Source organism: uncultured Brachyspira sp., from assembly GCF_944388875.1.
Lineage (GTDB): Bacteria > Spirochaetota > Brachyspiria > Brachyspirales > Brachyspiraceae > Brachyspira.
On the sequence record NZ_CALXKQ010000022.1, the window covers coordinates 1 to 13,549 of the forward strand.

14 protein-coding genes are annotated in these 13,549 nt (G+C 30.5%); 13 read left to right on the forward strand and 1 reads right to left on the reverse strand.

Going from position 1 to position 13,549, the window contains the following annotated elements; translation table 11 throughout:
• The coding region (locus Q0J69_RS11140) for a hypothetical protein (protein ID WP_297207498.1) at positions 1-1,203 on the forward strand (1,203 nt) is incomplete at its 5' end.
• A 44-nt stretch (positions 1,204-1,247) separates the two neighbouring features.
• On the opposite strand, the gene pyrR is transcribed toward Q0J69_RS11140, so the two are convergent.
• On the reverse strand, positions 1,248-1,775 hold the full coding sequence (pyrR, locus tag Q0J69_RS11145; protein ID WP_366030645.1) for a bifunctional pyr operon transcriptional regulator/uracil phosphoribosyltransferase PyrR: 528 nt from the start codon (positions 1,773-1,775) through the stop codon (positions 1,248-1,250).
• A 238-nt stretch (positions 1,776-2,013) separates the two neighbouring features.
• Between pyrR and Q0J69_RS11150 the strand changes: the two genes are divergently transcribed.
• From Q0J69_RS11150 to lnt, 12 genes are all read left to right on the forward strand, one after another.
• Complete coding sequence (locus Q0J69_RS11150) at positions 2,014-2,562, forward strand: flagellar basal body-associated FliL family protein (RefSeq protein WP_297207502.1); 549 nt, start codon at positions 2,014-2,016, stop codon at positions 2,560-2,562.
• Positions 2,563-2,602: 40 nt separating this feature from the next.
• Positions 2,603-3,634, forward strand: a complete 1,032-nt coding sequence (gene fliM / locus Q0J69_RS11155; protein WP_028330680.1) for a flagellar motor switch protein FliM — start codon at positions 2,603-2,605, stop codon at positions 3,632-3,634.
• 4 nt (positions 3,635-3,638) lie between these two features.
• Positions 3,639-4,730 (forward strand): flagellar motor switch protein FliN, encoded by a 1,092-nt coding sequence (gene fliN / locus Q0J69_RS11160; protein ID WP_297207507.1) that lies wholly within the window; start codon positions 3,639-3,641, stop codon positions 4,728-4,730.
• A gap of 170 nt (positions 4,731-4,900) precedes the next feature.
• Positions 4,901-5,239 carry a flagellar motor switch protein FliN gene (gene fliN, locus Q0J69_RS11165; RefSeq protein ID WP_297207510.1) on the forward strand — a complete coding sequence of 113 codons (339 nt, stop codon included), beginning with the start codon at positions 4,901-4,903 and terminating at the stop codon, positions 5,237-5,239.
• A gap of 97 nt (positions 5,240-5,336) precedes the next feature.
• Positions 5,337-6,284 (forward strand): N-acetylmuramoyl-L-alanine amidase, encoded by a 948-nt coding sequence (locus Q0J69_RS11170; protein WP_297207512.1) that lies wholly within the window; start codon positions 5,337-5,339, stop codon positions 6,282-6,284.
• A 64-nt stretch (positions 6,285-6,348) separates the two neighbouring features.
• The gene (locus Q0J69_RS11175; RefSeq protein WP_297207611.1) at positions 6,349-7,254 is read left to right on the forward strand and encodes a M23 family metallopeptidase; all 906 of its coding nucleotides are present in this window, start codon (positions 6,349-6,351) and stop codon (positions 7,252-7,254) included.
• Positions 7,241-7,468, forward strand: coding sequence for an AtpZ/AtpI family protein (locus tag Q0J69_RS11180; protein ID WP_297207514.1), 228 nt, complete (start codon positions 7,241-7,243; stop codon positions 7,466-7,468). Before Q0J69_RS11175 ends, Q0J69_RS11180 begins: the two co-directional genes overlap by 14 nt.
• 23 nt (positions 7,469-7,491) lie before the next feature.
• On the forward strand, positions 7,492-8,691 hold the full coding sequence (pncB, locus tag Q0J69_RS11185; protein ID WP_297207518.1) for a nicotinate phosphoribosyltransferase: 1,200 nt from the start codon (positions 7,492-7,494) through the stop codon (positions 8,689-8,691).
• 86 nt (positions 8,692-8,777) lie between these two features.
• A complete protein-coding gene (gene hslV / locus Q0J69_RS11190) occupies positions 8,778-9,308 on the forward strand; it encodes an ATP-dependent protease subunit HslV (protein WP_297207615.1) in 531 nt (176 codons plus the stop codon).
• Positions 9,309-9,310: 2 nt separating this feature from the next.
• Complete coding sequence (gene hslU, locus Q0J69_RS11195; RefSeq protein ID WP_297207520.1) at positions 9,311-10,672, forward strand: ATP-dependent protease ATPase subunit HslU; 1,362 nt, start codon at positions 9,311-9,313, stop codon at positions 10,670-10,672.
• A gap of 81 nt (positions 10,673-10,753) precedes the next feature.
• Complete coding sequence (locus tag Q0J69_RS11200) at positions 10,754-11,218, forward strand: bacteriohemerythrin (RefSeq protein ID WP_297207522.1); 465 nt, start codon at positions 10,754-10,756, stop codon at positions 11,216-11,218.
• 89 nt (positions 11,219-11,307) lie between these two features.
• Entirely contained in the window at positions 11,308-13,539 is a 2,232-nt protein-coding gene (gene lnt, locus Q0J69_RS11205; RefSeq protein ID WP_297207524.1) for an apolipoprotein N-acyltransferase, read from the forward strand.
• Positions 13,540-13,549: the final 10 nt, after the last annotated feature.

The window sequence follows — 13,549 nt, forward strand, 5'->3', positions numbered from 1 at the left end:
ATTAATAATGAAGAGGATTTGACAGAAGAAGATAAAGCTATGTATGAAGGCTATTTGGATAAAGTAGATAGCCATTCAGAAGAAGATTTGTCCGAAGAAGAAAAAGCAATGTATCATAGCTACTTGAATGGAGAAGAAACTTCAAATGAAGAATTATCAGAACCGGCTGCAGAGGACAATGAAGAGGAATTAGATAAAACAGAAGAATCATCTTCAGAAGAAAATGATGAATTACAATCAGGTAAAGAAGAAGAAAGTAAAGAAGAGCCTTCCGAATTAAAAGAAGAAGTTACAGATATTGAAGAGCCGTCAGAAGAGATAATTAATAATGAAGAGGATTTAACAGAAGAAGATAAAGCTATGTATGAAGGCTATTTAGATAAAGTAGATAGCCATTCGGAAGAAGATTTATCCGAAGAAGAAAAAGCAATGTATCATAGCTACTTGAATGGAGAAGAAACTTCAAATGAGGAAGTATCAAAACCAGTTGAAGATGACAATGAAGAGGAAGAAAGCGTTTCTGATTATGATAATGAAGTGAGTGAGCAGGAATTAGAAGACCTTGTATATATTAATAATGTTCATATTGATGAAATAAAAGACAGTGATTTAAGTGCATTAGAAAATATAATGAGCGGTAATAATGGAAACGAAGATGATGGAATAGAACTTATGCATATATCTAATAATGATAAAGTAATTGAAAATAATAACGATGAAAATAATAACACTAAAACTAAATCCCTAGAATCTTTTGATTCAATGGATGAACTTTTAAATAAGGAGACTAATATGTCTGAAGAAAGAGAACTAGATACTACTATTGAGAAAGAAGGTTTAGACAATAATACAGAAGTTGATGAAGAGTTCACTTTGGGAGATGATAATGAACCTATATTAATTGAGAAAGAGGAACATGAGGCTTCTAATGATGATGAAGAAGATTTTGATGGGGAAATTACTCAATCGGATTTGGATTATGCTATAAAGTTATTTGAGTCAGAAGAAGAAAGTGGTAGTGTAAATGAATATAGCTCAAAACCTGATGTTTTATTATCAGAAAATGAAATAAATAAATTTAAGAAATTGTTTGGATATTTCAAAAATATAGTAGAGAAAATGTCGCCTGAAGATTTAAATGATTTCTCTAAAACAGAGTTTTATGATATGTATTCATCTTTATTTAGAAAATTTGGAGAATAAAATAAAAAAGGGGCTTAAAAAAGCCCCTTTTTTTTATTATTTAATTAGTTTTTATCTTTTAATAATACTAAATCTTCTCCCTCTAATTCTTTAATTCTTACAGATACATATTGATCCTGAGGAACATTTAGTGCAAGCCCCACATAATTAGCAGATACAGGCAGTTCTCTGCCGAATCTATCAACTAATACTAATAAAGACACCTTTTTAGGTCTTCCATATTCAAATAAGGCATTCAAAGCAGCCCTTATAGTCCTTCCAGTATAAAGTACATCATCAACAAGTAATACAGTTTTTCCTGTTATATCAAAAGGTATATCAGTTTCTTTAATTTCAGGGAATTCAGAAAGTGAAGATAAATCGTCCCTATAAAGATTTATATCTATTGCCCCTATAGGGATGTCTATATTAATTTTTTCCTGTAAAAGTTTTTTTAATCTTATAGCTAAAAAATCTCCTCTTCTTCTTATACCTACAATTGTAAGTTTTTCAACATCCTCTTTTTCTATGATTTCAGCAGCCAATCTAGGAAGTACTTTTTGATATTCTTCAGCCTTTAATAAAACTCTCATTTTGATTTCTCCTTGTAAATGAAATACATTATGAATTATAACGATTAAAAGTAAAAAAATCAACATAATTATTTTTTTACTTTTGTATAAAAAATATGTTAAGTGTTTTTTCAGTTTACCGATATTATATATAAGGACAGTAAAAAAAGTTAAAGTTAACATAAGAGTTGATAATTTTATTTTACTGTTATATAATTAAAAATAAACATATTAATTTTAATTTAAGAGAGGAAATTATATGGCAGACGAAGAAAACTTAGACTTGGAAGAAGGCGAAGAAGAGGGGGAACAAACTGAAGCTGCGCCAAAGAAAAAATTTGGTTTAAGCCCTATGATTGTCAAAATACTTATGGGAGTTGCTGCCATTTTAGTTGTGGCTTTAATATCTGGGCTTATAGCATTTTTTGTTTCAAAGAGTGTAGGAAGAGCTGCAGGAGTTCAAGGCGGGGTAGTTGATGATATGGTAAAACAGCCACCTCCAACATATTTTGCAGTTACTCCAGAGTTCAATGTAAATACAGCTGATATGGATGTAGCAAGATATGTAAGAGTAAGTATTATATTGACTTATACTACTAATGTTAAACAGCTTGCGGTGGAACTTCCTGAGAGAGTTTACATGATAAGAGATAGAATCACTACAATACTTAGTTCTTATACTTATGATCAGTTGAGAACTAATGAGGGCAGAGAACAGTTGAAAGCTGATATTAAACGTGAAATTAATAGTATGCTTAGAAATGGTCAAATAGATGGTATATTATTTGATAACTTCTTATTAAGCTAATGTTAAAATTGGAAAAAAATTATAAGAGAAGGATACTCGTATGACAGAAGTATTGTCACAAAGCGAAATAGATGCGTTACTAAGTGCTATATCATCTGGTGAAAGTTTAGATAATATTGATACTAAACGTGTAGAAGTAGAACATAGAAAGATAAAGATATATGACTTTAAACGTCCTGATAAGTTTTCAAAAGACCAAATAAGAACACTGCAAATGATGCATGAAAACTTCGCACGTGTAACTACGACTTCATTATCAGCACAATTAAGAACTTTAGTAGGTATTCACGTAGCAAGCGTAGATCAGCTTACTTATGAAGAGTTTATAAGAAGTGTCAGCAATCCTTCTACTTTGGCTATTGTTAGTATGGACCCTTTGAAAGGAAGTTCTATATTAGAGATTGACCCGTCTATCACTTTTACTATAATTGATAGATTATTCGGAGGACCTGGTGAGAGTCCTAAGAATTTAAATAGGGAGCTTACGGATATTGAGTTATCAGTTATGGAAGGTATTATAGTAAGAATACTTGGTAACTTGAGAGAGGCTTGGTCGCAGGTAATAGACTTAAGACCGCGTTTGGGTTCTATAGAAACTAATCCGCAATTTGCTCAGATGGTTAGCCCTAATGATATGGTTGTGCTTATTACTTTGGAAACTAAGGTAGCCGATGTTGAAGGTATGATGAATTTTTGTATACCTTATATTACTATTGAGCCTATACTGTCTAAATTCTCAGCTCAATATTGGTATGCATCTATTAGAAGAGGAAGCAGTAGTGAGAATTTGAAAATTATTAAAGAAAAATTACAAAATATATTCGTTGAAACTTCAGCGGAACTTGGATCTATGCAATTGCCGCTATCAGACATTCTCAATCTTCAGAAAGGCGATGTTGTTAAGTTTACTGATACTAAGATTACAGATCCTGTCATATTTAAGATAGGAAATAGAAAGAAATTTTTATGTCGTCCTGGTATATCAGGTAGCAGAATGGCTGTACAGCTTACAGGTGTTATGGATGGTGAGGCTGATATAACCGAAGATGATTTATTAAAAGAGGAGGATTAAGGTTATGATGAGTGATGGTGCATTATCTCAAGATGAAATAGAAGCTTTGCTAAAAGGTGCTGATGATGCTTTTGGTGGCGGCACAGATGCTGCAGCTGGAAACAGCGGTGGAAATAATGTAGATAAACAACTTTTTAATGAAGCTGCTAAATTGATAGCTGAAAATCAAGCTTTTTCACTTTCTTCTATTTCTACAAAAACTGCGTCTATTACTAATATTACGACTACAGTTGGAGATGTGAATAACTTGCATCAAATGCTATCAGGTAAGATGATAGAGGCTAAAGTTGGATATACAGGCTCTATTAATGGAAATGTTTATTACTTCATGGGAGAGAATGAGGCTTTAGCAGTTGCTTCTCTTATGATGGGACAAAAAGAGGCTGCTTTAAATGATATGGTAGCCCAAGTATTGAAAGAAGCTTTTTCTCAAATGGTTGGAGTTTCTGACAGTGCTTTGTCTTCAAGATTTGGAGGAAGTTTTACTAATTCGCCTATTGAAACTTCTATATTAGAAGATGCTTTTGGTATTAATATACCAGGACCTTTGGCTATAGTAAGCGGTAATTTATCTATTGAAGGAGAGATTGACAATGCTCCTTATGTATTTGCTCTAGAATTGCCGTTATTACAAAGTCTTTTAAGTTCAGCTTCTAATAATGCTGCTTCATCTTCAGCTCCTGCTTCTTCTGGCGGAAATGCTGGAGGAGGTGCTGCAAACAGTAATCCTATGGCTGGACTTGTTGATAATCAGGCATTTGATTCAGGTCCTCAATTGGGTGTACAGCATGCTGAGTTTAATTCTTTGATGCCTGCTTCTGATGTTCAGGGTACTGGCAATATAGGTCTTCTCATGGATGTAACCATGAATATGACTGTAGAACTTGGTAGAGCTACTATGACTATTAGAGATATATTAGGACTTGGAGAAGGTTCTATTATAGAGCTTCAAAAGTTGGCTGGTGAGCCTGTGGATTTGCTTGTTAATGGTAAGTTAATAGCTAAGGGTGAGGTTGTAGTAATAGATGAAAACTTCGGTGTACGTGTTACTGATATTATTAACCCTATGGACAGACTTACTAATAAACCTAGATAAGTTAAAGTAATTACCAATATAAAATTAAGCGGAGAGTTATATTCTCCGCTTTTTTATTTTTAAAATATTGAAATTATCCAATAAAAATATATAATTGCATATATAAAAGCATTAAAAGTTTTGTACCTTTGCAAAATGTATGTTTTTACTAAATAATGAGAAGTGAAATAATGAGTGATAAAAAACAAGAAAATGAACCTAAAGTAAATACTTCATCTTCAGGCAACATTAGTTTGCTTATGGATGTTTCAATTAATGTTACGGTAGAGCTTGGGAGAGCACGTCTAAGTATACGCGAAATATTAGAGCTTGGGGAAGGATCTATAATAGAACTTCAAAAGTCTGCAGGGGAACCTGTGGATTTGCTTGTTAATGGAAAATTAATAGCAAGGGGTGAAGTTGTGGTAATAGATGAATGTTTTGGAGTACGTATTACTGATATTGTCAATTCTAATATATTAGAAAATGTTTCTCAATCTGATACATCAGATGCTAATAAAGATAAATAATTTATAGCTTTTAAATATAATTATTTAGGGTAATTAAGCAGCAAATATTTTATATATTCTAATTAATTTAATTAAATACATTTACGATAATATAATTATGAATAATAAAAACCGTTTTATAATTTTTTCAGTAGTTATTATAGTTTTGATAATCGTATCATTTTCATCACTCATAGTTACAGCCAATACTAGAGTTTCGGAAAATATAACTAGAGATAGTGAATTAAATCAGAATAATACGCAAAATAATAAAATTAATACTTCTGGTTTAGAAAATAGAAAAATAAGAATACTTATAGATCCAGGGCATAATGCTGCCACTAAAGGAGCATTAGGTTTATTGGGATATGAATATTATATGACATTAAGAGTTGCCAGAGAATTAGGTAAAATACTTTCTGAAGATGATAGATTTGAGTATTTTTTAAGCAGAGATGGTGCTTATTACAGCAGACCGATTAAAGAGTATATGACTAATAATTATGAAAAACTTTTAGGCATATATAATACTAAGGTAGAAGATCAGTACCGAACAGGCAAGTTAACTAGATATCAGACATTGGAATTATATGCTATAAGACATTATGCTATAGATAATAATTTTGATTTGGTTCTTAGTCTTCATTTTGATTATATGCCTTATATAAGTAAAAGAAGAAAAACTTCAGGCTTTCATATTATAGTTAGTCCTTATAATAGAGAATTTGCTGCTTCTATGCAGATTGCTCATAAAGTATCTAAGAGAATGCAGGAAGAATATGGTGTTTCTCCAGTCATAGGACATGATCCTGTACTTCCTGATTCGGTATGGAAATTTTATGATAAGGATGAATTGATAAAAGATGCTATATCATTAAGAGGATTAATTGTGATAGGCGATGCTTTTGAACATTCTTATAACAAAGAAGAAATGAAAAAGGATGTACCTTCTATTATGATAGAATCTGCCTTTATACATGAAGCTAAATTTGCAAGCACAAAGGCAATAAAAGAATTAGCTAATCAAATATACAAGGCTTTAGTCGATATCTATACTGCGTCTTGATAAATATTTTATATCTGTTAAAATAGTTCATAAATATATAGGTAAGAATTATTTTATGTCTGAAATTTATAAAATAAAAAAGAAGAAAAATAAGAATAAAAAATATATTAATAAGGGTGAATCTTCATTTTCTTTGTTTTTAAAAAAAATAGGTAAATTTTTAACGCATAAGATTTACTTTATGTTTATACCTCATTCCAAAAAGAAAACAAGAACCCTTTCAATTCCTATATATTCTTTAATTATTATACTTCTTATAGTTTCAGCAGCTTTGCTTTCCACTTTTTCATTTTTAACAAAGAATACAGTGATGGCAAGCAAAACAGAGATATTAAGCGGAAGTTATCAGGATAAATTAAGAGAAATAAATTCATTCGAGGACATATTCAATTCTGTAGTAACAAATGATTATTATAGAGAAGATATGTCTAATATGGCAAAAAAACTGAATATAGAAAATGCCAATATTGATTTTAGAACTAATTATGCTGATAATATTCTTCTTTTAAATTCAAGGTCTGAGGAATTAGAAAAGATAAAAGGATATTTGGATGAACTTAGGGCTAATATAACTTCTAAAAATAATTCATTAGAGCCTATACCGTCCATACTGCCTATAGATTCAAGATATGCAGTTATATCAAGACCATATCAGGCAGGTTCTGTTATATCAAAAGGTGTAGGATTCGAAACCATTGCAGGCACATTAATAAGAGCAACAGCATCTGGAACAGTTAATGATATATCTTATGATAAAAATACTGGATTTACTATTACAATTTATCATAGATTTGGTATTATAACTAGGTATAAAGGACTTGCTACATCTTTGGTTTCTGAGAGGATGGATGTAAAAAAGGGTGAGATTTTAGGTAATGCTAAAACTGGTGAATTTGAATATGAATTAAGGTTAGCAACAGAATATGTTAATCCTTTAATATTTACTACTTTAGATTATGAAGATAACTGAAAATAAAAAACTTCAAAATGGAATAAAATATGCAGCACTTGGAGCTGAATTTGGAAGTATGGTATTGGGTTTAGCTTTTGTAGGACATTATGCAGATAAACATTTTAACAGCAGACCTTTATTTACTATAATAGGCATATTTGTTGGTTTTGTTTCTGGTATTTACAGGCTATATAAAATATCCAAGAGTTTTGATAAGATCAATAAGGAATAAGGATTGAATAAAAGGAATTATGTATGGAAGCTATAATAATTAGTTTATTGGATACTGATTTATATAAATTTACTATGCAGCAATGTGCTTTGAGGCAATTTTCCAATGTTTGGGTTCGTTATGTATTTAAAAGCAGAAATATATTAGAATGGACTGAGGAAATGCATAATGAGCTTATAATTCAAATAAAACATTTCTGCAATTTAACTTTCAAAAAAGAAGAACTTGATTATTTATCTTCATTGAGATTTATAAAAAGAGATTTTATAGAATTTTTGAAGCTGTACAGACCTTTAGAAGAGCATGTAAAGGCATTATTTGATAATGATAAATTAACGGTAGAAATAGAAGGTCCTTGGTATCAGACTATTCTTTGGGAGATACCTATGCTTGCTATGATTAGTGAGATTTATTATAAATATACTGTTTGTAAAGATGACGGAGGGACAGCTGCTTATAAACAGGCGGAGATAAATTTAAATACTAAATTAAAAGATACTCTAATTCCAATACATAATAATGATAATGGTTTTAAATTCTCTGAATTTGGAACAAGAAGAAGATTTTCTTTTAAATGGCAGGATAAGGTTATTGACATTCTAAAAAGAAGTCTGCCTTCTTCATGTTTGGTAGGTACCAGCAATGTATATTTTGCTTATAAATATAATTTGCTTGCTGTAGGAACTAATGCACATGAATATTATCAGGTTGGGCAGGCACTTGATAAGGTAAGGCTTGCTGAGAGTCAGAAATTTATGCTTCAGTCTTGGGTAAATGAATACAGAGGAGATTTAGGCATAGCATTATCTGATACATTAGGTACTGATAAATTCTTAAAAGATTTTGATTTATATTTTGCTAAACTTTATGACGGCATAAGACATGATTCAGGAGATCCTATTGCTTGGGGATATAAGGTTATAGAGCATTATAAGAAATTAAGAATAAGCCCTAAAACTAAAACACTTCTTTTCAGCGATAGTTTAAACTTTGAAAAAGCATACAGAATATATAAAGAGTTCAAAGATGAAACTAATGTTACATTCGGTATAGGTACTTTTATTATGAATGATTTTGAGCCTATTGCTAAACCTCTTAATATCGTTATGAAACTTCAAAGTGTGAATGGAAAGCCTGTTGCTAAATTATCAGATGATGATGGTAAAACTATATGCGAAGATGAAGAGTTTTTGCATTATCTAAGAATAGTAGCTAATGAATAGTAAAATTGTAAAATAGTATTTGCATTAGAAACGAATATATAATACAATATAGGATAAAATAAATAATGATTAAAAGGAATGAATATATGTTTAAAGGCACTACAATTTGTGCTGTAAGCAGAAATGGAGTTACAGCTATAGCAGGGGATGGTCAGGTTACATTGGGTGAAACTGTGATGAAGCCTAATGCGGTTAAACTTAGAAAATTGTATGGTGGTAAAGTTGTATCTGGTTTTGCTGGGTCTACTGCTGATGCTTTTACATTATTTGAAAAATTTGAAAAGAGACTTCAGGAGTTTTCAGGTGATTTAACCAGAGCTGCAGTTGAACTTGCACGCGAATGGAGAACTGATAAGATGCTTAGGAATTTGCAGGCACTTATTATAGTGGCAAGCAAAGATAAAATGCTTTTACTTTCTGGAAACGGCGATGTTATAGAAAGTGAGAATAATATATTAGCTATAGGAAGCGGCGGACAGTACGCTAAAGCTGCTGCTATGGCTTTAACTGAGAATACAGACTTATCGGCTCAAGATATAGCAAGAAAATCACTTGAAATAGCTTCTAAAATATGTATATATACTAACAGTAATATTTCTTTGGAGGTACTTGAATAAATATGTCATTTGATGCGAAATTAGAGAGCGAACTTACACCTAGAAAAATAGTAGAAGCTCTGGATCAATATATAATAGGTCAGACAGAGGCTAAGCGTTCAGTTGCTATAGCTTTAAGAAATAGATATAGAAGGCGTCATTTACCTGAAGATTTAAAAGATGAGGTTGCACCAAAAAATATAATACTTATAGGACCTACTGGCGTGGGAAAAACTGAAATAGCTAGAAGGCTTGCTAAATTGGTTAATGCTCCTTTTATTAAGGTTGAGGCTACTAAATATACAGAAGTAGGTTATGTGGGCAGAGATGTTGAGAGTATGGTTAGAGATTTAGTTAATGTTGCTATATTTGATTTGAAAACTGCCATGATGAAAGAAGTTGAAAAAGAGGCTACTGATATAGCTTTGGATAAATTGGCAAAACTGCTTCTTCCATCTGTAAAAAAAGAGGATGCTGAAAATCTATCAGAAGAAGAAATAGAAAAAAAGAAAAATGCTAAGGAACAGATAAAGAAACGCATAGCTAATGGTGATTTTGATGAAAGTTATGTTGAAATAAAGATAACTGGCGGTCAAAATAGAATGTTTGGAATAATACCTGGTATGGGATTTGAAGAAAGCGATATGATTCAGTCTATGGTTGGAAGTATCATGCCGCCTAACAAAAAACATAAGCGTCTTAGAGTAAAAGAAGCTAAAAAATATCTTATAAATGAGGCTTCTGAGTCTTTAATAGATATGGAAAAAATTACAGCAGATGCTTTGAGCTTAACTGAGAATATGGGTATAATATTTTTGGATGAAATAGATAAAATAGCAAGCGGAAATAAAACAGATAGTGCTGATGTTGCACGTCATGGTGTACAGAGGGATTTGCTTCCTATAGTTGAAGGAACTACAGTTAATACTAGATATGGTCCTATAAAAACCGATCATATATTGTTTATTGCTGCTGGTGCTTTTCATATTAATAAACCTTCTGATTTGATACCTGAACTTCAGGGAAGATTTCCTATAAGAGTAGAATTAAAGGCTTTATCTAAAGATGATTTCAAGGATATACTTGTTAATCCTAAAAATGCTATAACTAAGCAGTATCAGGAGCTTTTAAAAACGGAAGGTGTAACTATAGAGTTTGAAGAGGCTGCTTTGGAAGCTATAGCTGATATGGCTTATAATATTAATACTAATGTTGAAAATATAGGAGCTAGAAGGCTTTATACTATAATGGAGAAGGTTTTTGAGGAAATTTCTTTTAGTGCAGATGAACATAAGGGTGAATTTATTAAAATAAATGCCGATAATATAAAAGATGCGATGAAAGATATCGAAGATAATAGAGATATAAGTAGGTATATATTATAATAGTGTTCTTTTGTATATATAGATTTTTTATAAATTTTTTATAAAATTTAAATTATAAATAAAAAAATTAAGGGGACTGACATGGATAATAACAATAATAATAATGATCAACAAGAAACAGCCGTTTTTATTAAGTGGGTGCCTTTATATGAAACTAGACATAAGCTTATAGACAGCCAGCATAAGGAGTTGGTGAATATTGTTAATGAGCTTTACACTGCAACAGTAGATAATAGTGCTAATACTAATGAAGCATTTATTAAAGCTATTAAAAAGTGTATAGACTATACTCAATATCACTTTAAAACAGAAGAAAAAATAATGGATCTTATTAATTATTCTGATGCTGAGAATCATAAGGCTATGCATAAAAGTTTTTATTTGGAAATAGTTGACCAAATTAGGAAATATGAAGAAGGGCAGCCTTTTGTTGCAAATAAATTTATTAAGTTTTTGAAAGATTGGCTATTGGAACATATAGGATTCCAAGATAAAAAATTTGTAAATGAAATTAAAGAAGCTTTAAAGAAAAAAGAAGGTCATTAATTCATTTTTTTATTTTATTTTATAAACATCTGAAGTTTATAATTTTTATTTAAAAGTGTAGTGTATAAAATATTGTAGGAAATTTAGTTGTGTCTAAAAAGAATTCGTATACTGTAGGTGTAATTATATTAAGTATTGTTAGTGCAGTACTTTTGTCTTTGGCTTTTCCGCCGCTCAATTTGTTTCCTATATCTTTTATAGCACTTGTTCCCTTAAATATTATAATTTATAAGTCTGATAAACTGAGATATTATGTAATATCTGCCTCTATTTTTGTATTGGCATTTTTTGGATATCTATTATTATGGGTTACTTCATTTATGCTGAAGGAAACTGAGGCTATAGTTTCTTTTTTAACTTTATTTACTATACTTTTTTTAATTACATTTCTATTTTACTTTCCAGCAATGCTGATAAGCGGTTTTATTTCTAAGAGAATGCCTCAATTTAGATTTTTGGCTGTAGCTGTTGTTTTTACATTTATGGAGTATATGAGGAATGTAGGGTATTTAGGTTTTCCATGGGGAATTATAGGATATTCTCAATGGAACTTTTCTCTATTTATACAGTCTGCTGATATATTCGGTGTATTAGGCATCAGTTTTTTTATATATTTCAGCAATGCAGTTATAGCACATTATTTATTAATATATGCTGAAAAGCCAAATTATAAAAGACCATATATACCTGCTTTAGTTTTAATGGGTTCATTTTTACTTATTATCATATACGGAGCTATCAAAATAAATGTAGAAGAATCTAAAAGAACTTTGCAGCCTAAAACAAAAATGGCTCTAATACAAAAATCATTTGACCCTAATATATATTGGAATAGTATATATACAGGAGAACCTTATAGGAAAGGCTCTAAAGGTATACAAGGTTTTGCAGAGAAATTTTTATTAAAACCAGAAAAATTTAAAAGTGAAGAAAAACCAGACGGTGTAACTCAAAACGGAACTATATCAGTTAAAAGAATAGCTGAGCTTGCAAGAGATGCTTCTCTATCAAAACCTTCATTAATAGTATATCCTGAATCTGTTACTTTAGATTCTTATGGCTTTTATTTATCTGAATATAAAGAAAGTTTTGATTATGGTTTTGCATCAAATTCCATGTATCCAGGAGTTTTTAATACTTATATACTATATGATATGATTAGATATACGCAGACTTATCATTTTCTTGGAACAACTATCATAAAAGAAAATACTAATGAAGATGCATATAATCCGTACAGATATTATAACGGCATAGAGTTTATAAATGACAGAGGAAATGTTATAGGAGAATACTCAAAGATAAAACTTGTACCGGGCGGAGAATCATATCCTTTTCAAGATAATGAATTTTTACTTAATACTTTCCCATTTAAAAATATTATTAATTTTATGTATTCTCAATTTGATAAAGCAGGTGCTAACAGATGGGATAGGGGAAGAAGTTTAACCGTATTTAATCATCCTAACGGATATACTTTTTCAGGTGTTATATGTTTTGAGAGTGCTTTTGGAAATTTTGTTAGAAAATTTGTTTATAATGGGGCTCAGACTTTAGCTGTAATTACGGAAGATGCTTGGTCTTACAGTGATGAATCTCTGCTTCAGCATTTTTATATGTCGGTATTTAGAGCTATTGAAAATAGAAGGGATATTGTACATAACGGTAATTCAGGTGTTACTGGACATATATCAAGTACTGGTAAAATAATTTCAACACTTCCTTTTTGGAAGCCTGATTATATGATAGCGAATGTTGCTTTAAATAATGATATAACAATATATACTAGATTCGGAGAATGGTTTGTATGTCTTTGTTTTATATGTATATGTGTTTTGGTATTCTTTTCTGCTGCTAAGACTTTATCTGAATTGAAAGAGATTATTAAAAAAAGACTGTTTAATAAAGAAAGTAAAGAGGAAACAGTTCCGCCTTCAGGTAAAAAAGTCGATGATTATATTAATAATGATACTTTTGATGATATTCCTAGTTTAGATGATATAGAAGATGCCGTATCAAAAAATGAAACTGTTGAAGAAAGTATTGATTATAATCAGAAAAAGGATATTGAACAGCCTAAGAAAGAAACTATTAAAAGACCTAATGATGCTAAAAAAATAGATGTATTTTCAGAAAGCAGTATGAATATTGATTATGGCAAAGAATTTTCCGATATAATTGAGGATTCTAATAAGGATTATAATATATTTGATGATAATAAGTTTACATCTGATATTTACTCTGCTTTAAGTACTATTATAGAGGAGAATGAAGAAAATATTAGTAAAGAAAATAAAAAAAATAATAGTACTAAAAAATAACGGTAAGGAT

Bases quoted from the DNA above. Each gene is read 5' to 3' on its own strand.
- pyrR (WP_366030645.1), bottom strand. From the start codon at position 1,775: ATGAGAGTTTTATTAAAGGCTGAAGAATATCAAAAAGTACTTCCTAGA.
- Q0J69_RS11150 (WP_297207502.1), top strand. From the start codon at position 2,014: ATGGCAGACGAAGAAAACTTAGACTTGGAAGAAGGCGAAGAAGAGGGG.
- fliM (WP_028330680.1), top strand. From the start codon at position 2,603: ATGACAGAAGTATTGTCACAAAGCGAAATAGATGCGTTACTAAGTGCT.
- fliN (WP_297207507.1), top strand. From the start codon at position 3,639: ATGATGAGTGATGGTGCATTATCTCAAGATGAAATAGAAGCTTTGCTA.
- fliN (WP_297207510.1), top strand. From the start codon at position 4,901: ATGAGTGATAAAAAACAAGAAAATGAACCTAAAGTAAATACTTCATCT.
- Q0J69_RS11170 (WP_297207512.1), top strand. From the start codon at position 5,337: ATGAATAATAAAAACCGTTTTATAATTTTTTCAGTAGTTATTATAGTT.
- Q0J69_RS11180 (WP_297207514.1), top strand. From the start codon at position 7,241: ATGAAGATAACTGAAAATAAAAAACTTCAAAATGGAATAAAATATGCA.
- pncB (WP_297207518.1), top strand. From the start codon at position 7,492: ATGGAAGCTATAATAATTAGTTTATTGGATACTGATTTATATAAATTT.
- hslV (WP_297207615.1), top strand. From the start codon at position 8,778: ATGTTTAAAGGCACTACAATTTGTGCTGTAAGCAGAAATGGAGTTACA.
- hslU (WP_297207520.1), top strand. From the start codon at position 9,311: ATGTCATTTGATGCGAAATTAGAGAGCGAACTTACACCTAGAAAAATA.
- Q0J69_RS11200 (WP_297207522.1), top strand. From the start codon at position 10,754: ATGGATAATAACAATAATAATAATGATCAACAAGAAACAGCCGTTTTT.